Source organism: Aeromonas sp. MR7 (assembly GCF_963899385.1).
GTDB classification, from domain to species: domain Bacteria; phylum Pseudomonadota; class Gammaproteobacteria; order Enterobacterales; family Aeromonadaceae; genus Aeromonas; species Aeromonas bestiarum.
This window is the reverse complement of the sequence record NZ_CAWQXH010000053.1, coordinates 139,371-159,291: the sequence shown is the minus strand read 5'-3', so window position 1 is coordinate 159,291 and position 19,921 is coordinate 139,371. Positions and strand designations below refer to the sequence as shown.

Genomic DNA, 19,921 nt, shown 5'->3' with positions numbered 1-19,921 from the left:
GCAAAACCGGCCAGGAGGCCGGTTCATACTGCAAAATGAGGGATGGGGTTCACGCCAGACCGACGGATGCCACACAGATAATCAGGATCATCGCCAACGCGCCAGACGCGGTCAACAGTGCCCACTTCAGTTCCACACTCATGCAAACCTCCTTTCTTGCCAACATAGAGCCTGATCACAACAGACATTTTGATGTTAATGCATAGTTAATCCGATTACCGTGAGCCGTGTATACATTTCAGATGAGCCCTACTCAAGGACCGATGAAGATGTTCTATCTGTGCAGCATTGGATCGAATCTGGATCCCCACCAGCATGTCAGCCAGGCGGTCGGCGAACTGCTCGAGCGTTTCGGTCGCCTGCAACTGAGCTCGGTGATCCAGACCAAGCCGGTGGGGATGCACTCCCGCCACGACTTCCTCAACTGCCTGTTCGTCACCGAAAGCACGCTGACGCCCCTGCAGCTGAAAACCGTCTTCATCGCCATGGAGCTGGCCCACGGCCGGGATCGCAGCGATCCGAACTGCAAGGTGCTCGACCGGCCGCTGGACATCGACATTCTGGCCAGCAACCCGACCGATGACTTCGCCGCCACCCGGGTCGATGCCTACCTCAACGAGCTGCTGGCCGAGCTGTATGGGCAGGGGGAGGTGCGCGATCGCAAGGTCACCTTGCCACTGCACACCCGGCTGATGGCGGGCAAGGTGATCGAGGAGCAGCAGGTCGGCCTCACCCCCCTGGCCCTGCATCAGGCGGCAGAGGCCTCTGTCGCCAGAAGCTGAGCGCAGCTCCGGGTCAGGGCTCAGATGACGGCCAGGCTGCGGCCGCCATCGACCCGGATGCTGGCGCCCGTCATGTAGTCGTTCTCCATCAGCAACTGCACCGCCTGCCAGATGGGCTCCAGCCCCCCTTCCCGCGCCAGCGGCGTTTTCGCCAGCACCTGCTGGCGCCACGCATCGCCATGTTCATCGAGAAACAGGATGGGGCCAGGCTCTATGGTGTTGACCCGGATGGCGGGTGCCAGTTCACGGGCAAAGCTCATGGCAAGGGAGTGAGCCCCCGCCTTGGTGGCCACATAGCTGGCAAACTGGGGGGCCGGGGCGTGAATATAGATATCCGTGATGTGGATGATGCCGGCATTGGCGTTGCACGCCAGCTGGGGCGCCAGCGCCCGGTTGAGCTGGAAGGGTGCCGCCATGTGCACCCGATAAAATTGCTCGAATTGGGCCAGTTGCACCGCCGGATCCGCCGCCTGGGGCTCGAAGGCCGAGGCGTTGTGGATCACCAGCGCCAGATCCTGATGGGCGGCCAGCACCTCGATCAGCCTGCCGACCTCCTCTTCACGAGCGAAATCCGCCTGCACCAGCTCGACCCCGAGCGCCGCCAGTCTGGCTAGCTCGGGCCGCTCGCTGCGATAACTGCCCGTCACCTGCCAGCCGGCCGCCACCAGTTGCTCGCACAGATAGAAGCCGAGCCGGCGGCCACATCCCGTCACCAATGCACGCATAACCTCTCCTTTGTCATTGCTTGCCGACCCGTGGCAGGGCCCTGCCTATCAATCTCCACGGCACAAGCCATTGGCCCCGTCCGCCGCCCAGCGGCCATAGTGACACCACTTTACCCGTTTTGGAGCCACCCAGATGCTGCAGATCCGCGATCACATGAGCCGCCTGACCCACTCCCTCACCCCGCAACTCGGCCTGGCCGAGGCGCTGGACAGATTGCACCACTCAGGGCTGAGCGGCCTGCCGGTGCTGGACGAGCAACAGCGGCTGATCGGTTTTCTCTCCGAACAGGATTGCATACCCAGCCTGCTCACCGGCAGCTATCACTGCGACACCCGCACCCGGGTGGAAGATCTGATGAGCCACACGCCGCTCTCGGTCGCCCCGGACGACAGCATTCTGGACCTGGCGCGCCAGATGAGCGAGGCCAGGCCCAAGATCTATCCGGTGCTGCAAGGGGGCAAGGTGATCGGCATCATCAGCCGCCATCAGGTGATGCAGGCTCTCAACCACCAGATGAAGGGCTGTCAGCAGACCTAGCTCTGGTAGCGCCTCTTGTCACCTATGTCGAAGTACAAGGGGGCAAGGTGATCGGCATCATCAGCCGCCATCAGGTGATGCAGGCACTCAACCGCCAGATGAAGGGCAGCCAGCAGACCTAGCTCTGGTAGCGCCCCTTGTCACCTATGTCGAAGTGCAGGGGCATGCGCCACTTGGCCAGACTGAGCAGGCAGAGCAACAGGCCGCACGCCAGGGCAACCAGGGCGGCGGCCCAGCCGAGCCGGGCCCACTCCAGCCCCCATAACAGCGGCAGCAGCAGGGGCACCGCCTTGATGCCAGGAATGGCGAAACAGAACTGCTCCTTGAACGCCAGGCCGGAGAGCGTGGCCAGCACAGCCCCCAGCACCAGCACGTCCGGCGCCCCGCAGGCACTCAACATCAGGCCGCCCCAGGCCGTCGCCTGCAGGATGAAGCGAATACGCTTGTCATAGATATGCAGGCAGAGCCCGCACACCCCGCTCGCCACCGCCATGGCAGCCAGCCAGATCGCAGGCGGTAAAAAATCCTGCCCAATCAGCAGGCTGGCCCCTCGACACACAAGCAATAAAGCTGCCAGACTCAGGCCAAGGCGATAGAGGCAGACCGACAAGCTGTCGATACCGTCCAGTTCACTTTCGATTTCAGGATTTGCCATCCGGGGTCGTCTCTGTTGAATATCCGGGCCAATATACTTGAATTATGCCCGTGGGCGATTCCCTATTCCGTGCAGGAGATGTGGTTTGCGAAGGTTCATTCTGCTCTGCCTGCTGCTTCCCCTCTGGCTCCAGGCCAAAGAACTGATCATAGGTGGCACGCTGGAGCCGCCGCTGAAATTTCTGGACGACCAGGCCCGCCCCTGCGGGCTGGATGTGGACGTGGTCACCGCCATCTTCGGCAAGCTCAAGGTCCCCATCAGGATCGAGCTGACCGACTCGGGCGCCCGCCTCACCCGCAATGCCGAAACCGGCGCGTATGACCTGGTGATGACCCACTCCTACAAACCGGAGCGAGAGCGCTATCTGCTCTACCCGCAGCAGGCCCACCTGCGCCACAGCTGGCACTTCTTCGTGCGCAAGGCCGACATGATGAAGATCCGCTACGACACCCTGAGCGATCTCAAACCCTGGCGCATCGGCGTCACCAAAGATTTCTCCTACACCCCTGAGCTGACGGCGGCCCTGGCCGATCCGGCCTATCACTTCCAGGAGATCCCCATCAACCAGCTGCAACTGCGCAAGCTGATCGCCGGACGCATAGATGCCGTGCCCATGCCGCTGGTCACCGCCTTCGCCCAGATCAAGGAGGAGGGGCTGGAGGGCAAGCTCGACTACCTGCCCAAGCCACTCAAGGCCAGCCCCTACTACACCGTCTGGACCAAGGCCAGGGCCGATGCCGGCACCCCGGCCCTGATGGCGGCCTATGATGCCGAACTGCTGCACATGAAGCGCGACGGCAGGCTCAAGGCCATCTACGACAAGTACGGCATCCCCTATATCGAACCCTGATCCCGACAGTCAGGGCTTCACATCACACAAGATCGGGTTTCGCATGTGACATGGATCTCGCGCATCCCCCCACGCAACAAGCCTCAGGGCTTCACGTCTCGCAATATTGGGTTCTGTAATGAAATCAGGGTTTCGCATGTGAAATGGATCTCCCGCATCCCTCCCCACGCAACAAGCCTCAGGGCTTCACGTCTCGCAATATCGGGTTCTGCAGCGAGATCAGGGTTTCGCATGTGAAATGGATCTCGCACATCCCCCCACGCAACAAGCCTCAGGGCTTCACGTCTCGCAAGATCGGGTTTTGCAGTGAAATCAGGGTTTCAGTGGACTGGATCTCGTCTATGGTCTGGATCTTGTGGATCAGCACAGTCTGCAGCTCGTCGATGGAGCGGGTCATCACCTTCATGAAGATGCTGTAGTGGCCCGTGGTGTAGTAGGCCTCCACCACCTCGTCCAGCGCCTGCAGCTTGGCCAGGGCCGAGGGGTAATCCTTGGCGCTCTTGAGGTTGATGCCGATAAAGCAGCAGACGTCATAACCCAGCTTCTTGGCATTCACCTGCACCCGCGTCCCTTCGATGATCCCCGCCTGCTTCATCTTCTCCACCCGCACATGGATGGTGCCCGGGCTGACCGCCAGTTGTTTGGCCAACTCGGCGTAAGGGATCCGCGCATTGTCCATCAGGGCGGTGAGGATGGCCTGATCGAGATTATCGATCCGATAATTTTCCGGCACTTTTTTGCACTCCCGTTGACGATACTTCATTAATAATGGGTTTATTTTGAAGAAAAAAACACACAAAGCCTATTTCTATTATCGAATATTGAATTTACTTGGCAATCTGTTGAAGAATCGTCACATCCAACGGATTTGAGACAGGTATTCAGCATGAAACAGCACTACATTCGCAGCCAGCAACAGATCAGCTTCGTCAAAGAGATGTTCTCCCGCCAACTCGCCCAGCAACTGGGCCTGATGGAGGTGCAAGCCCCCATTCTGAGCCGGGTCGGTGATGGCACTCAAGACAACCTCTCTGGCCACGAGAATGCGGTGCAGGTCAAGGTGAAGACCCTGCCTGAACACAGCTACGAGGTGGTCCACTCCCTGGCCAAGTGGAAGCGCCAGACCCTGGGTCGCTTCGGTTTCGGCCCGGGCGAAGGCATCTACACCCACATGAAGGCGCTGCGTCCGGACGAGGATCGCCTCACCCCCATCCACTCCGTCTACGTGGATCAGTGGGACTGGGAGAAGGTGATGCCGAGCGAGCGTCGCGATCTGGCCTATCTGCAGGAGACGGTGCGCGGCATCTGGGCTGCCATCAAGGCCACCGAGCGCGCCGTCTGTGCCGAACACGCGCTGACCCCCTTCCTGCCAGGCGAGATCCAGTTCCTGCACAGCGAAGAGCTGCTGACCCGTTACCCGGATCTCGATGCCAAGGGGCGCGAACGCGCCATCGCCAAGGAGCTGGGTGCCGTCTTCCTCATCGGCATAGGCGGCGCCCTCTCCCATGGCGAGCGCCATGATGTGCGTGCCCCTGACTATGACGACTGGAGCAGCCACAGCGAGCTGGGGCTGGCCGGCCTGAACGGTGACATCCTGGTGTGGAACCCTGTGCTGGAAGACAGTTTCGAGATCTCCTCCATGGGGATCCGGGTAGACGCCGAGGCCCTGCGCCGCCAGCTCGCCATCACGGGCGATGAAGATCGCCTGCAATACGACTGGCACCAGGATCTGCTGGCCGCGCGTATGCCGCAGACCATAGGCGGCGGCATAGGCCAATCCCGTCTGGCCATGTTGCTGCTGCAAAAGGAACACATAGGTCAGGTGCAGGTCGGCGTCTGGCCGGCGGAGATGAAAACCGCCATCCCGGGCATGCTGTAAGCACATGAGTGTTTGGTCATCTCATGTCGCCGCAAAGGAGTACATAGGCATGCACAGGGCGGGGTATGGCCGTCCGAAATGAAGGCCGCCGTGCCGGGCATACTGTAAGCAGGATAATTCAATGGGTCTGGCCTGCGAGCCGCGGCGCGCGGGTCAGACCTGACAGGTGTGTGGCCGCCCAGGATGAGAGAGCGCATCACGGGCATGCTGTAAGCAGAGTGGACATCCCTGATGGCCCTTTGCGAAACCGGGGCTTGCCCCTGCGATCCGCTCAACCCACGTCAGGTCGCGTCACTACATTCCTCTCGGCAATCTTCGGATTGCCGCTTTTTTATGGCGGGAATACATGTGTGAACCCTGCACCTATGTTGGTCTGCCGTGGCAGCCCTGCCTTCCGTTTGCCGGTGCAATGGCAGGCAAAGAGGCTCTCCACGCCCTCCTGTTGCAGATACATGCCTAGCGCCGCCGCCCGCTGCGGGCCGGAAAACTTCAGGTGCAGACCACCGATGACGGCATGCACCCGCTCATCGCCGCACACCTCCCTGGCCCGTTGCACTATGTTCTCGACCCCTGAGCGGCCGCAGCCGATAAAGATGATAAGGCCACGTGGGCTCTTGTAGGCCAGCGCCGAATCATCCGATATGGCATCCTTCTCTATTCGACCGCCACGCAGTATGTAGCCGAGCAGGGAAGGCGCCGTCTTGTCGCGCCGCAGGATACTCCCCAGAAATACCAACCGCTCGGACAGCCAGACAGGCTCGGCAGAGCAGCGGGGCAGCAGCCCTCTGGCCACCAGAGCCTCCGGCGCAAGATCGCCCGAGAGTCGATAGAGGTTGCAGCGGCGAAACGGCAGCGGCAGGAAATAGCCACGTTCATGGAACACATCCGGACAGGCTATCAAGGGGACAGGGTCGGGATAGACCGGCAGCGAGCCGATACCGCCCACATGGTCGTAATGACCGTGGGACAGTACCACGTGGGTGAGCGAGGCGAGATCCATCCCCATGACCCCGGCGTTATGGCGCAAGGCCCTCCCCCTCCCACTGTCAAACAGCACCTTGAGGCCATCGCACTCCAGCACCAGCGCCAACCCCCTCTCCGGCAGACAGCCAGGCAGATGAACGTCGTCATCCACCAGCACGGAAAACTTCAGCATCTCGCTCCCCCTGAAAACAAAACGCAGGCACAAGGCCTGCGTTTTTCATCGACAATCCCGTTACTGGGTCATGGTCAGGCCGTTGCTGTCGGCCCCCAGCAGCAACTTCTTGCCGGGAACGATGCGACCGGAGAGCAGCGCCTGGGCCAGCGGGTTCTCCACCTTGTGCTGGATCGCCCGCTTGAGGGGCCGTGCCCCGTAGACGGGGTCGAACCCGGCGTGCACCAGCTTCTCGAGCAGCGCCTCGCTCACCTCCACCTCGTAACCCTGAGCCTCCAGGCGGCCCATCAGGCTCTTGAGCTGGATGCGGGCGATGGACTTGATGTGAGCCTCGTCGAGGGGGTGGAACACCACTGTCTCGTCGATCCGGTTGATGAACTCGGGCCGGAAGCTGCGGGTCAGCACCTCCATCAACATGGCCTTCATCTCGTCGTAATCCTTCTCGGAGTGGTGCTCCTGGATCAGATCCGACCCCAGGTTGGAGGTCATGATGACGACCGAGTTGCGGAAATCAACGGTACGCCCCTGACCATCGGTCAGGCGGCCATCGTCCAGCACCTGCAACAGGATGTTGAACACATCCGGGTGCGCCTTCTCCACTTCATCGAGCAGGATCACAGAGTAGGGGCGACGGCGTACCGCCTCGGTCAGATAACCCCCCTCCTCATAGCCCACGTATCCCGGAGGTGCACCCACCAGACGGGCCACGCTGTGTTTCTCCATGAACTCGGACATGTCGATCCGCACCATGGCGTCCTGGGTATCGAACAGGAACTCCGCCAGCGCCTTGCACAGCTCGGTCTTGCCCACCCCGGTGGGACCGAGGAACAGGAAGGAGCCGATGGGGCGGTTCGGATCCGAGAGCCCGGCACGGGAGCGGCGAATGGCGTTGGAGACGGCTTCGACCGCTTCCTCCTGACCTATCACCCGGCTGTGCAACTGATCTTCCATCCGCAGCAGCTTGTCGCGCTCCCCTTCCAGCATGCGGGCCACCGGAATGCCGGTTGCACGGGCCAGCACGTCGGCTATCTCCACGTCGGTGACGCGGTTGCGCAGCAGACTGGTCTCCTGCATCTCGGCCTGAGTGGCGAGATCCAGCTGCTTCTCCAGCTCGGGAATGCGGCCGTATTGCAGCTCGGACATGCGACCCAAGTCGCCTGCACGGCGCGCCACGTCGAGATCCTGACGGGCCTGCTCCAGTGCCGCCTTGATGTGCTGGGTTCCGGCGAGGGCAGCCTTCTCGGCCTTCCACACCTCATCCAGCTCGTTGTATTCCCGATCCTTTTCGCCAATCTCCTGATTGATGAGATCCAGCCGCTTGCGGCTGGCATCGTCATCCTCCTTCATCAGCGCCTGCTGCTCGAGTTTCAACTGTATGATGCGCCGCTCCAGCCGGTCGAGGGACTCGGGCTTGGAGTCGATCTGCAGCCGGATGCTGGCGGCCGCCTCGTCGATCAGGTCGATGGCCTTGTCCGGCAACTGGCGATCGGCGATGTAACGGTGCGACAGCTGGGCCGCCGCCACGATCGCCGGATCCGTGATCTGCACATGGTGGTGCAGCTCGTAACGCTCCTTCAGGCCGCGCAGTATGGCGATGGTGTCTTCCACGCTCGGCTCCTCCACCAGCACCTTCTGGAAGCGGCGTTCCAGCGCGGCATCTTTCTCTATGTACTGGCGGTACTCGTCCAGGGTGGTGGCACCGACGCAGTGCAGATCGCCACGGGCCAGCGCAGGTTTCAGCATGTTGCCCGCGTCCATGGCCCCTTCGCCCTTGCCGGCGCCGACCATGGTGTGCAGCTCGTCGATGAAGAGGATGACGTTGCCCTCCTCCTTGGCGAGATCGCTCAGCACGGCTTTCAGCCGCTCCTCAAACTCGCCGCGGTATTTGGCACCGGCCACCAGGGCGCCCATGTCCAGAGAGAGCACCCGCTTGTTTTTGAGCCCTTCCGGCACTTCGCCGTTGATGATGCGCTGGGCCAGCCCTTCGACGATGGCGGTCTTGCCGACGCCGGGGGCACCGATCAGCACAGGGTTGTTCTTGGTACGGCGTTGCAGCACCTGGATGGTACGGCGGATCTCTTCATCGCGACCTATCACGGGATCCAGCTTGCCGATCTCGGCCCGCTCCGTGAGGTCTATGGTGTACTTCTCCAGCGCCTGGCGATTCTCCTCGGCGTTGGCATCTTCGATCTTTCTGCCACCGCGCACCTTGTCGATGGCGGCTTCGAGTTTCTCCTTGCTCAAGCCCTGGGCACGCAGCAGCTCGCCCAGGTTGCCCTTCTCGTCGAGGGCGGCCAGCACGAACAGCTCGGACGAGATGAACTGATCCTTGCGCTGCTGAGCCAGCTTGTCACAGACGTTGAGCAGGCGACCCAGGCCGTTGGAGAGCTGCACATCGCCCTCCACGCCACTCACCTTGGGCAGCCGATCCAGCTCTTCGCCGAGGCGAGAGCGCAGGGCATTGATGTCCATCCCGGTCAGGGTGAGCAGTGGACGAATGGAACCGCCGTCCTGATTGACCAGGGCGGTCATCAGGTGGACGGGTTCGATAAATTGGTGATCACGACCCAGTGCAAGAGACTGGGCATCGGAAATAGCAACTTGGAATTTGCTGGTCAGGCGATCGAGGCGCATCGCACTCCCCCTTTCAGACAGACGCCGCTCGTGCGGCAAACAACATGACTTTCTGACAAGAAAGATGCGGCCCGTACGGGTTATTTCAAGGGCCTGGACTGGTTATTTTTTCTGCAAAGCGGGGAGAAGGCAGGATCCCCGCCCCTCTCACGCTGATCTGGTCGTGAGAAGAGCGGGATGATTGCTGACCGGGTGCTTGTCCGGCTCTTAGCGGGCCAACCAGATGATGGAGGCCATTCTGCCGGTCTGACCGTCGCGACGATAGGAGTAGAACCGCTCGCCATCGCCGAAGGTGCAGAACTCGCCGCCGTAGACGGCGCTCACACCGGCCCGGGCCAGCCGCAGCCGAGCCAGCCGGTAGATATCCGCCAGCCACTTGCCCTCGTTGGGGGAAGGCACAAAGGCAGCGGCGGCGTCGGCCTGCTCCGCCATAAAGGCGTCGCGTACCTCGCCCCCCACCTCAAACGCCGTGGGGCCTATGGCCGGGCCAAGCCAGGCGAGAAGATCGCGAGGATCGCAACCCATGGCCGCGATGCTGGCTTCCAATACGCCTCCTTGCAGCCCGCGCCAACCGGCATGGGCGGCAGCCACCACAGTGCCTGCCCGATCGCAAAACAACACGGGAAGGCAGTCGGCGGTCATCACTATGCAGGCCTGCCCCGCCTCATGGGCGCAAGCCGCATCGGCATCCGGCACGGCATCATACTGGTTGCTGACCGGATGCACTGCGGTGCCATGCACCTGGTTGAGCCAGTTGAGGGGGCCGGGAATATCCGCAACCTGCTGCAGGCGGGCACGATTGGCCTCGACCCGCACCGCCGCATCCCCCACATGGGTGCCCAGATTGAGGCCGGCGAAGACCCCTTCACTCTCGCCGCCATCCCGGGTGGTCGACAGGGCTCTGACACGAGCCGGTGCCGGCCAGTCGGGTTCGATCCATTTCATCTGTGGCTCCTTTCATTTATTCATATAAAAACGGGGCTCCTTAGCTGTTGCCAGTCAAGGAGCCCCGTTTCAGGCCTGATTCAAGGGCAGGGCTACGGCAGGAATCGTCGCCGAGCCACCCTCTTCATCAGTTCCAGACCAGCTCATCCAGATTGATGAGGGTGATCTTGGTGTGCAGCACTTCCATCAGCTCATCAATTCCAGACTAAATCGTCCGGATTGGCCAGGGTGTCAGCGCGCAGCACTTCCATCAGATCCACCATGTCCTGCGGCGTCTCGGAGTGCCACTGCATCACTTCACCCGTGATGGGGTGCGCCAGTTGCAGCATGGTGGCATGCAGCGCCTGACGATTGAAGCTGCGCAGCATCTGGGTCAGCTCAGGGGTCGCATTGCGCAGCAGGCGCAGACGGCCACCGTAGGCGGGATCCCCCACCAGCGGATGCTTGATGTGAGCCATGTGCACACGGATCTGGTGGGTACGACCGGTTTCCAGACGCAGACGCAGACGGGTGTGGCCACGGAATTTCTCGTGTACCCGGTAGTGGGTCACGGAAGGACGACCGTTCGGCACCACAGCCATGTGGGTACGCTGGGTCGGGTGACGGCCGATAGGAGCATCCACTGTGCCGCCTGCGGTCATGTGACCGATGGCGATGGCTTCGTACTCACGGGTGATCTGGCGCGCCTGCAGCGCTTCCACCAGATGGGTCTGGGCGGGCACGGTTTTGGCAACCACCATCAGGCCTGTGGTGTCTTTATCCAGACGGTGCACTATACCGGCGCGGGGCACCTCGGCGATGCCCGGATAGCGGTGCAGCAGGGCGTTGAGTATGGTGCCATCCGGCGTGCCTGCACCCGGGTGAACCACCAGACCGGCCGGTTTGTCGATCACCAGAATGTGTTCATCTTCGTAGACGATGTTGAGCGCTATGTCCTGAGCATCCCAACGGGTGTCATCTTCCAGCTCGACATCTACATGCACCTGTTGCCCGGCCAGTACCTTCTCGCGCGGGGTGTTCGCAACCTGACCATCCAGGGTCACTCTGTCCTGTAAAATCCACTCCTTGATGCGGGTTCGGGAGTAGTCTGGAAACAATTCGGCCAGGGCCTGGTCGAGTCGCTGCCCGAATTGGTGATCCTGAAATTCGCCTGTCAGTTCAATATGCTGGCTCATGTATGGTCTCTTGAGCGGGGGGTATCAATTCGAAATAATCCGGGTATTCTAGCTTTTCTTTTAGCCAAGCATAACGGATACTTTGCCAATTTCGTGGAAATGGACCGGATGTTGTTGATGGGAAAGAAGTCTCACCTGCTGATGTCGCTCGCCTTGGTTGCTACCTTGATCACGGGCTGTTCCAGCACCAAACCCAAGGTCCCCGACGAACCGCCGGAGACCCTGTACCAGAAAGCACGCCTCAAGCTGGATGCCGGTAACTACCTGAATGCTATCGAATTACTGGAAGCATTGGACTCGCGCTATCCTTTCGGCGCCTATTCCAACCAGGTACAGCTTGACCTCATTTACGCCTACTACAAACAGGACGATACCGCCCAGGCGATCGCCAATATCGACCGTTTTATCCGCCTCAATCCGGCGCATAAAAATATCGATTATGTGTTCTACATGCGCGGCCTGACCAACATGGCCGGCGATTACAACTTCTTCCAGGACTTCCTGGGCATCAATCGGGACGATAAAGACCCCTCTTATGCCCGTCAGGCCTTCCAGGACTTCAAGACCCTGTTGCAGAACTATCCCAACAGCGTCTATGCCGCCGATGCCCGTGCTCGCATGATCGGCCTGAAGAACCGCCTTGCCCGCTACGACCTGAGCGTGGCCGAGTACTACGTGAAGCGCGATGCGCTGATCGCCGCCGCCAACCGGGCCAAGCTGATTGTCGAGACCTATCCCGACACGGCCGAAACCGAGAAGGCACTGGAGATCATGGTCGAGTCTTACGACACGCTGAAGATGCCGGCCCTGGCCCAGCATGCCCGCGAAGTGCTGGCCAAGAACTACCCGGATAACCGTCTCGGCCGCGGCTGAGTTCAACGGCCAAACCGGTCGCAACAGAAAACCGATGCCCAGGCATCGGTTTTTTTATGTCTGCCATTTACCTGCAGAGTGCAACTGGCATGACGGCGCCGTGTATGCGCCGCCATCGTCAGTCAGCTATTTGGCCACATTGCCCGCCACGTTGAGCACATCCCAGGTGCGGGAGAAGGGCGGGGCGTAGGCAAAGTCCAGCATGCCGAGCTGCTCCGTGGTCACTCCCATGGTGATGGCGACCGCCAGCGCATCTATGCGGTGGACAGCCCCCTTGCGACCCAGGATCTGGCCCCCCAGCAGCCGCTTGCTGCCCGCCTCATAGACCAGCTTGACGTGGATGTCGGACTGACCGGGACAGTAGTTGGTGTGGCACTTGTCCTTGATGACGACGGTGCGATAGTCGATGCCCATCGCCTTGGCTTCTTGCTCAGAAAGACCGGTGCGACCCGCCTCCAGCCCCAGCACCTTGAGCGCCGCAGAGCCGAGGGTGCCCGGGAACACCTGTTCGGCCCCGGCCAGGTTCTCGCCCACCATGCGGCCCAGCTTGTTGGCTATGGTGGCGAGCGGCACATAGACCTGCTGCTGCTTGACGCTGTGCCAGACGCTGGCGCAGTCGCCGGCAGACCAGACGTTGGCCAGCGAGGTGCGGCCCTGCCTGTCCACTTCGATGGCGCCATTGGCCAGCCGTTTGATGCCGGTGTCGGCCAGGAACTCGGTGTTGGGCTTGACCCCGGTACAGACCACCACGATATCGGCCTCATACTCGCCCTGGCTGGTTCTCACGCCCGTGACCCTGCCATCCCCCAGCAGAGCTTCAACCCGCTCACCCAGATGGGCACAGACCCCCTGCTCGCGCAGTTCGGTTTCTATGTGGCAGGTGATTTCACTATCAAAAGCGTCGGGAATGACCCGATCCGCCAGCTCGATGAGCCGCACCTCTTTACCCTGATGCACCAGGGCCTCGACTACCTCCAGCCCGATGAAGCCGGAGCCGATCACCAGGGCGCGGGTATGGCGCTTCTCCTGCACCGCCTCCTTCAGCGCCAGCCCGTCGGCCATGCGCCGCAGGCCGAATACCCCCTGCTGCTGCAGGCCGGGGATGGGGGGCATCACTTCACGGGCACCTGTGGCTATCATCAGCCGATCGTAACGATCGGTGAAGGTGTCGCCCTTGTGCTCCACCCGCAGGGTCTGGGCGGCCGCATCGATACCGAGCACCCGGTGGCCTGTCTTGACCTCTATCCCCTTGGCGGCGAACTGCTCGGGGGTGAACTCGGCCATGAAGCCCGGCTCCTGAAACTCGTCGCCGACGAAGTAGGGCAGACCGCAGGCGCCGAAGGAGATCACCTCGGAGGCCTCGTACACCACTATCTCGGCATCCTTGGCCAGACGACGGGCCTTGGCCGCCGCACTCATACCGGCAGCTTCGCCACCTATGATCAGGATTCTCATACTCTCTCCTTTCAATGGCGAAGGGAGGGCATGCCCTCCCTTCTGTCTATAGACGGGCAGGGGCTGACCCCTCCCCTGGCAAGCGGATCAGATGGTGGACTCTTCGCCGTCCAGACACACCTCGTGCTCGCTGTTGAACACCGCCATGTCGGTCTCGCCCAGCAGGCGGCTGGTGACAGTACCGGCGGTGATGGAGCCGGAAACGTTCAGCGCGGTGCGGCCCATGTCGATCAGCGGCTCGATGGAGATGAGCAGGCCCGCCAGCGCCACCGGGAAGTCCAGGGCGGAGAGCACGATCAGCGCGGCGAAGGTGGCACCGCCACCGATCCCGGCCACCCCGAAGGAGCTGACGGTGATGATGGCGATCAGCGTCATGATGAAGCCGGGATCCATGGGGTTGACCCCCACGGTCGGGGCTATCATCACCGCCAGCATGGCAGGATAGATGCCGGCGCAGCCGTTCTGGCCTATGGTCGAGCCGAAGGAGGCAGCGAAGTTGGCGATCCCCTCCGGAATGCCGAGCGCCTTGGTCTGGGTCTGCACGTTCATCGGGATCGAGCCCGCACTGGTGCGGGAGGTGAAGGCAAAGGCCAGCACCGGCATGATCTTCTTCAGGTAACGGGCCGGGTTGATCCCCACCAGGCTCACCAGCAGCAGGTGCACCGCAAACATGATGGCGATGGCGCCGTAGGAGGCCATGACGAAGCTGAGCAGGTTGAGGATGTCAGCGTAGTTGGAACCGGACACCACCTTGGTCATCAGCGCCAGCACGCCATAGGGCGTGAGGCGCAGCACCAGGGTCACCATCCGCATCACTATGACGTGGGCAACCTGCATGAAGTGGCCGAAGCTCGCGAAGATCTCGGGCTTCTTGCGGGCGATGCCGGTGGCTGACAGGCCGATGAAGATGGAGAAGATCACCACGGCTATGGTGGAGGTCTTGCGCGCCCCCGTCATGTCGAGGAAGGGATTGGCCGGGATGAATTCCAGCACCATCTTGGCAAAGGACATTCCCTCGACGCTGCCGAGTGTGGTCTGCAGCGCGGCGCCACGAGCGGTCTCGGCGGCGCCGGCGGTGAGCCCTTCCGCCGTCAGGCCAAACAGGTTGGACATCAGTATGCCCGCCCCGGCGGCAATCATGGTGGTGAAGATCAGCACGCCTATGGTCATGGCGCTGATCTTGCCAAGGGCTGTGCCGCCGTTGAGCTTAAGGATGGCGCCTATGATGGAGACCATGATCAGCGGGGTGATGATCATTTGCAGCAGCTTCACATAGCCGCTGCCGACGATATCCAGGTAGTCACCGGTCTGCACCAGCACGCAGGAGCCGGCACCATACAGCAGTTGCAAGGCGGCGCCGAACAGGATGCCGAGCCCCAGCCCCGAGAAGACCCGGCGGGTGAAGCTGACGTGGGTTTGCTGCAACCGATAGAGAAACAGCAGCAACATGACCAGGATGGCCAGATTACCTATAACGCTAAGAGTCATGACGATATTCCCCAAAATAATCGGGCCGGGCCCGAGGTATACGGACGAGTGTCCAGTGCACACTCCTCCCTGAAACGTGCCGCATCGTGGCGACTTGCCCCCCGGTGCAACCGGGGTGACACAAAACCGGGCCACGCCTGGCAGGCGCAACCCTGACATCGACCGCATCGGACGCCCCGTGGCCGGGGCGGCGTCAGCAGACAGAAAAACAGAGGGTGGCTTGCGCCACCCCGTGCATCACTGGGCCTTGCCCTGTTGTTTGGCCCGCATGATGTTGATGATCTCGATATCGGTATCCAGCATCCCCAGTTTGGAGAGGCGACCCAGGTTGGCTATGGTCTGGTCCACGTCGTCGGAGACTATGCCTTCGCTCTGGGGTACGTGCAGATTGTTGATGGCCATCAGCGACGATTTGACCGCCGCCGAGGTGGAGGTAGAGACCTTCATGGAACAGGCACTGCCCGCGCCGTCGCAAATGATACCGGAAACGTCACCGATCATGTTGTTGATGCAGTGACTAATTTGCTCGAACTGGCCGCCCAGCAGCCAGGTGATGGCGGCCCCCGACCCCATGGCTGCCGTGCTGGCGGCGCAGAGGGCCGACAGCTTGTTCTGATGGGTCTTGATGTAGATGGCCACCAGATGGCTCATCACCAGCGCCCGGGTCAGCTGCTCGTCGCTCGCCTTAAGGAAGCGGGCGGCGGCGACCACCGGCATGGTGGCGGCTATGCCCTGATTGCCGGAGCCGGAGTTGGACATGGCGGGCAGCATGGCGCCGTCCATGCGCGCATCGGAGGCCGCCGAGGAGAGCCGCATGGCCAGCGTCATCAGATCGTCGGAGAGCAGCTTGCGTTCCACCTGCTCGGTCAGGATCTTGCCGATCTGCAAGCCATAGCCCTGCAGCCCTTCATCCGCCAGCGCCTGGTTCATGGTGGCCGCGGCACGAATGAAGTCGATCTCCATCAGCGGCACCTCAAGCGCAAACGCCACTATCTCGCGCAGCGTCATGGCGGGCTTGCCGGACTTGGCGGGCTGGATCTGCACGCCGGGGGCGCTGGCCTGCTCCATCAGCACCTCGCCGTCCAGCTCCATCAAGACGATGCGGGTGTGGTCGGTACAGATCACCACACGGGCGCTGTGGCCCTCCACCTCAGCCAAGACCTCGGCATAGAGCACGTCAGCCACATCCTTCACGTCCACCTTGATGATGGGCAGCAGCGCCTTGGCCGCCTCCACCTGGGCCGGGGTCAGGGTATTGAGCACCTCCAGCCCCGCATCCGGGTTGCCCCCGGTGAAACCGACCGCCGCCGCTACCGGCAGCCCTATCATGCCGGTGCCGGGCACGCCGACCCCCATGCCGTTCTTGAACAGGTTGCCGCTGACCCAGACGCTGACGCGGGTCGGATCCTGCCCCAGCAGCTTGCGGCAGTTGGCCGCCGCCAGCGCCACCGACATGGGCTCGGTGCAGCCCAGGGCCGGCACCACTTCACGCTTGAGCAGGGTAATAAAGTCGGTCCATTGTGCTTTCATTGCGATGTTTCTCATGTTCATGTCGCCCACGGGCGGGCTCTTATTGTTCGGTCAGATCCGCTTTGCGGTTGCGGATATGCAGATAGACGGTATGACGGGAGATGCCGAGCATCTCGGCCACCAGCTGGGCGGCCTCCTTGATCTCGAAGATGCCCATGTCGTAGAGCCGGTGCACGATCGCCTTGTTGCGCACGCTGCTGCCGAGGCTGGCATCCTGATCCACCTTGTCGATCACCTGGGCCACCAGATCGTCCACCGAGCTGGCGAAGGTCTCGTTGTTGAGCGGCGCCGGCGCGGCGGGCAACGAGAAGGTATCGAGCAGGGCGCCGAGCGGCGTATCCAGGCTGAAGTTCACGCACAGCATGCCGACGGGTTTGCCCTCCCGGTTACTGATGGTGATGGAGGAGGACTTGAGCAGCACCCCCTCGCGAGTGCGGGAGAAGTAGCTGCTCCACTGACTGCCCGCCGCGCTCTGCAGCTTGTTGAGGGCGAAGTCGGTGACGGGAGCCCCCTCCTCCCGGCCTGTGATATGGCCGTTGGCGATCTTGATGACGGAGGCGTGCAGGCTGTCGAAAGCGTGCAGCACCACTTCACAACCCGGGCCGAACAAGGCGGAGAGCGCCTCCACGGCGGGTTCGAAGCTGGCGATCAGGTGACGCTCTTCATCGGTCAGCGCACTGGCTTGGCGTAATGGGGTGGCCTGCATCATAGGGGTCATCCAGTCAACTTGGGGTAACTCTAAAGCAAAGGGACTCAAATAAAGTTGAGCCGCATCGCTTTTTCGCAGGCATTATGCCCAACTGGCGGCAAAGCGCCACAGATTGTGAACTGGCGCACAACGGCAGGGTCTGAACGGGTCGCAGGGCTCAACAGACGGAACCTGAACGTCCCGATTCAGAGTCCGTAGCGGGTCAACAGGGCCTGGTAATCTGGGGTCTGCTTGAAGGCCTTGAGGGCGAGGGAGAACTGATAGGCCAGCTTCTCGTGGCCGGGCTTGTGGGTGAAGGCGAGGAAGTTGCGGTTGCTGTCGGTCACCGTCTTGTCGCTATGGCCGATCTGATCCTGCAGCCCCTGCCCCCTGACCAGGTAGCGGCCCACCATCTGGTTCATCACAACGGCATCGAGCCGCCCCGCCATCATCAGGTGCAACTGCTTGATCATGTTGCTCTCCCCCGTCATGGGAACCCGGGTGAACCCGGCGGCGGTCAGGAAGGCTTCGCCATAGGCATAGTCGGTCTGGGTACCGACGCGCAGCCCCTTGAGGCTGGCCAGGCTCTGGTAATCCACGGGTTTGTCCAGGGGGAAGAAGATCACTTCACCGCTCTGGGAGAGGGGTTCATCCGGGTAGTGCAGCCACTCCAGTCGCCGCTCCTCGAAGAAGGCATCGACTATGCCATCCCCCTGCTGCAACCTGGCTTCCTGCAACACCCGCTTCCAGGGCAGCACCTTGACCGTGGTGCGATAACCCATCCGCGTGAGCACGGTGCGGGCCAGCTCCAGATCGGCGCCCCCCAGGCTGCCGTCATCGAGCCGCATCACATAGGGCGGCCACAACTCGGTCAACAGGGTCAGGGTTGGCTGTTCAGCTGCCTGTGCCGCCAAACCCCACCAGAGGCAGATCAGGATCCATCCTTTACGCCACACCATGCCGTTCTCTCCACCCATGCATTGGCTGAGGATATACCAAAAAGTAAGTAATAAAAAAGGAGGCCTGAGCCTCCTTTTGTCTTTCCCGAACCACGCTTACAGCGCTTTCAGGATCGCCTCGACGCTGGCCTTGGCATCGCCAAACAGCATCTGGGTGTTCTCCTTGAAGAACAGCGGGTTCTGGACACCGGCGTAGCCAGTGTTCATGGAACGCTTGAAGCCGATGACGTTCTGCGCTTTCCACACTTCCAGCACCGGCATGCCGGCGATGGGGCTGCCCGGATCTTCCATAGCGGCCGGGTTGACTGTGTCGTTCGCACCTATCACCAATACCACATCGGTATCGTTGAAGTCCTCGTTGATCTCGTCCATTTCCAGCACGATATCGTAAGGAACCTTGGCTTCCGCCAGCAGCACGTTCATGTGGCCTGGCAGACGACCGGCCACCGGGTGGATACCGAAGCGCACCTTGACGCCGCGCTCGCGCAGCTTGTGGGTGATCTCGGCCACCGGGTACTGGGCCTGCGCCACCGCCATGCCGTAGCCCGGGGTGATGATGACGGAGCTGGCGTTCTTCAGCAGGTCAGCCACTTCCTCGGCGTTGGTCTCGCGGTATTCGCCCATCTCCTGGTCGGCCGTGGAGGCCACGCCGTCGGAGCCGAAGCCACCGGCGATCACCGAGATGAAGGAGCGGTTCATCGCCTTGCACATGATGTAAGACAGGATGGCACCGGAGGAACCCACCAAGGCACCGACCACGATCAGCAGGTCATTGGAGAGCATGAAGCCCGCCGCCGCCGCCGCCCAACCCGAGTAGGAGTTCAGCATGGAGACCACGACCGGCATGTCGGCGCCACCTATGCTGGCCACCAGGTGCCAGCCGAAGGCGAACGCGATCAGGGTCATCACCAACAGGGCGAAGGTGGAGCCACCGGCGTTGACGAAGGAGATCATCAGTACCAGCGAGGCCACCACGGCCAGCAGGTTCAGCTTGTGACGGTGCGGCAGCATCAGCGGCTTGGAAGAGATGAGACCACGCAGCTTGCCGAAGGCAACCACGGAACCTGTGAAGGTCACGGCACCGATGAAGACGCCCAGGAAGATCTCGACCAGATGGATGTTCAGCATGGCGCCGGAGAGGTGCTCGACCTGAGCGACGCTGGCCGCCTGTTCGAACGCCGCCCGGGCCGCAGCCAGAGTCGCATCCAGGTTGGAGCCGACGGAAACCACCACCTCGGCGGGAGCAGACGGGTGCAGATCGATGAAGCTGTTGAAGCCCACCAGCACAGCAGCCATGCCCACGAAGCTGTGCAGCACGGCGACCAGCTCGGGCATCTCGGTCATCTCGACCTTGAGTGCCAGCCGCACGCCGATGGAACCACCTATGACCATGGCCAGGATGATCCAGTGCACGCCACTGGTTTCCGGGTTGAAGACGGTGGCGAGCAGGGCGATGGCCATACCCGCGATACCGAACAAGTTGCCATGCTTGGCCGTTTCTTGCTTCGACAGTCCCGCGAGACTGAGGATGAAGAGCACGGCGGCAACGATATAGGATGCTGTTACCAGTCCTTGAGACACGTTAAACC

At 61.8% G+C, this 19,921-nt stretch carries 19 protein-coding genes; 5 read left to right on the top strand and 14 right to left on the bottom strand.

What is annotated here, in order from left to right:
- Positions 1–49: 49 nt before the first annotated feature.
- Entirely contained in the window at positions 50–142 is a 93-nt protein-coding gene (gene cydH / locus AACW87_RS22470) for a cytochrome bd-I oxidase subunit CydH (RefSeq protein ID WP_017409791.1), read from the bottom strand.
- Between the two features lie 127 nt (positions 143–269).
- On the opposite strand from cydH, the gene AACW87_RS22465 reads away from it, so the two are divergent.
- Positions 270–782, top strand: coding sequence for a 2-amino-4-hydroxy-6-hydroxymethyldihydropteridine diphosphokinase (locus AACW87_RS22465; protein ID WP_103472349.1), 513 nt, complete (start codon positions 270–272; stop codon positions 780–782).
- 20 nt (positions 783–802) lie between these two features.
- On the opposite strand, the gene AACW87_RS22460 is transcribed toward AACW87_RS22465, so the two are convergent.
- Positions 803–1,507: an SDR family oxidoreductase gene (locus AACW87_RS22460; RefSeq protein WP_241326212.1), complete on the bottom strand. Its 705-nt coding sequence runs from the start codon at positions 1,505–1,507 to the stop codon at positions 803–805.
- 133 nt (positions 1,508–1,640) lie between these two features.
- On the opposite strand from AACW87_RS22460, the gene AACW87_RS22455 reads away from it, so the two are divergent.
- On the top strand, positions 1,641–2,045 hold the full coding sequence (locus AACW87_RS22455) for a CBS domain-containing protein (protein WP_241326211.1): 405 nt from the start codon (positions 1,641–1,643) through the stop codon (positions 2,043–2,045).
- A gap of 118 nt (positions 2,046–2,163) precedes the next feature.
- Here AACW87_RS22455 and AACW87_RS22450 read toward each other — a convergent pair whose 3' ends face one another.
- A complete protein-coding gene (locus AACW87_RS22450; RefSeq protein ID WP_103472265.1) occupies positions 2,164–2,700 on the bottom strand; it encodes a DUF2301 domain-containing membrane protein in 537 nt (178 codons plus the stop codon).
- A gap of 85 nt (positions 2,701–2,785) precedes the next feature.
- Between AACW87_RS22450 and AACW87_RS22445 the strand changes: the two genes are divergently transcribed.
- The gene (locus tag AACW87_RS22445; protein ID WP_241326210.1) at positions 2,786–3,550 is read left to right on the top strand and encodes a substrate-binding periplasmic protein; all 765 of its coding nucleotides are present in this window, start codon (positions 2,786–2,788) and stop codon (positions 3,548–3,550) included.
- 271 nt (positions 3,551–3,821) lie between these two features.
- On the opposite strand, the gene asnC is transcribed toward AACW87_RS22445, so the two are convergent.
- Entirely contained in the window at positions 3,822–4,283 is a 462-nt protein-coding gene (gene asnC / locus AACW87_RS22440) for a transcriptional regulator AsnC (protein WP_042870194.1), read from the bottom strand.
- A gap of 153 nt (positions 4,284–4,436) precedes the next feature.
- Here asnC and asnA point away from each other — a divergent pair, with 153 nt between their 5' ends.
- Positions 4,437–5,429: an aspartate--ammonia ligase gene (asnA, locus tag AACW87_RS22435; protein WP_172955252.1), complete on the top strand. Its 993-nt coding sequence runs from the start codon at positions 4,437–4,439 to the stop codon at positions 5,427–5,429.
- Positions 5,430–5,760: 331 nt separating this feature from the next.
- On the opposite strand, the gene AACW87_RS22430 is transcribed toward asnA, so the two are convergent.
- The 4 genes from AACW87_RS22430 to rluD form a co-directional block, all read right to left on the bottom strand.
- Positions 5,761–6,585 (bottom strand): MBL fold metallo-hydrolase, encoded by an 825-nt coding sequence (locus AACW87_RS22430; protein ID WP_241326209.1) that lies wholly within the window; start codon positions 6,583–6,585, stop codon positions 5,761–5,763.
- Positions 6,586–6,645: 60 nt separating this feature from the next.
- A complete protein-coding gene (gene clpB, locus AACW87_RS22425; protein WP_043142678.1) occupies positions 6,646–9,219 on the bottom strand; it encodes an ATP-dependent chaperone ClpB in 2,574 nt (857 codons plus the stop codon).
- A 207-nt stretch (positions 9,220–9,426) separates the two neighbouring features.
- A complete protein-coding gene (pgeF, locus tag AACW87_RS22420; RefSeq protein WP_241326208.1) occupies positions 9,427–10,164 on the bottom strand; it encodes a peptidoglycan editing factor PgeF in 738 nt (245 codons plus the stop codon).
- A 194-nt stretch (positions 10,165–10,358) separates the two neighbouring features.
- The gene (gene rluD / locus AACW87_RS22415) at positions 10,359–11,339 is read right to left on the bottom strand and encodes a 23S rRNA pseudouridine(1911/1915/1917) synthase RluD (RefSeq protein ID WP_043142683.1); all 981 of its coding nucleotides are present in this window, start codon (positions 11,337–11,339) and stop codon (positions 10,359–10,361) included.
- 117 nt (positions 11,340–11,456) lie between these two features.
- Between rluD and AACW87_RS22410 the strand changes: the two genes are divergently transcribed.
- Positions 11,457–12,212 (top strand): outer membrane protein assembly factor BamD, encoded by a 756-nt coding sequence (locus tag AACW87_RS22410; protein WP_043119513.1) that lies wholly within the window; start codon positions 11,457–11,459, stop codon positions 12,210–12,212.
- A 126-nt stretch (positions 12,213–12,338) separates the two neighbouring features.
- Here AACW87_RS22410 and AACW87_RS22405 read toward each other — a convergent pair whose 3' ends face one another.
- From AACW87_RS22405 to pntB, 6 genes are all read right to left on the bottom strand, one after another.
- Entirely contained in the window at positions 12,339–13,667 is a 1,329-nt protein-coding gene (locus AACW87_RS22405) for a CoA-disulfide reductase (RefSeq protein WP_241326207.1), read from the bottom strand.
- A gap of 87 nt (positions 13,668–13,754) precedes the next feature.
- A complete protein-coding gene (locus tag AACW87_RS22400; RefSeq protein WP_241326206.1) occupies positions 13,755–15,155 on the bottom strand; it encodes an L-cystine transporter in 1,401 nt (466 codons plus the stop codon).
- A 237-nt stretch (positions 15,156–15,392) separates the two neighbouring features.
- Entirely contained in the window at positions 15,393–16,700 is a 1,308-nt protein-coding gene (locus AACW87_RS22395; protein ID WP_241326205.1) for an L-cysteine desulfidase family protein, read from the bottom strand.
- A gap of 25 nt (positions 16,701–16,725) precedes the next feature.
- Positions 16,726–17,394, bottom strand: coding sequence for a helix-turn-helix transcriptional regulator (locus tag AACW87_RS22390; protein ID WP_241326204.1), 669 nt, complete (start codon positions 17,392–17,394; stop codon positions 16,726–16,728).
- Between the two features lie 185 nt (positions 17,395–17,579).
- A complete protein-coding gene (locus AACW87_RS22385) occupies positions 17,580–18,332 on the bottom strand; it encodes a substrate-binding periplasmic protein (RefSeq protein ID WP_241326203.1) in 753 nt (250 codons plus the stop codon).
- Positions 18,333–18,428: 96 nt separating this feature from the next.
- Positions 18,429–19,913 carry a Re/Si-specific NAD(P)(+) transhydrogenase subunit beta gene (gene pntB / locus AACW87_RS22380; protein ID WP_043142701.1) on the bottom strand — a complete coding sequence of 495 codons (1,485 nt, stop codon included), beginning with the start codon at positions 19,911–19,913 and terminating at the stop codon, positions 18,429–18,431.
- Positions 19,914–19,921: the final 8 nt, after the last annotated feature.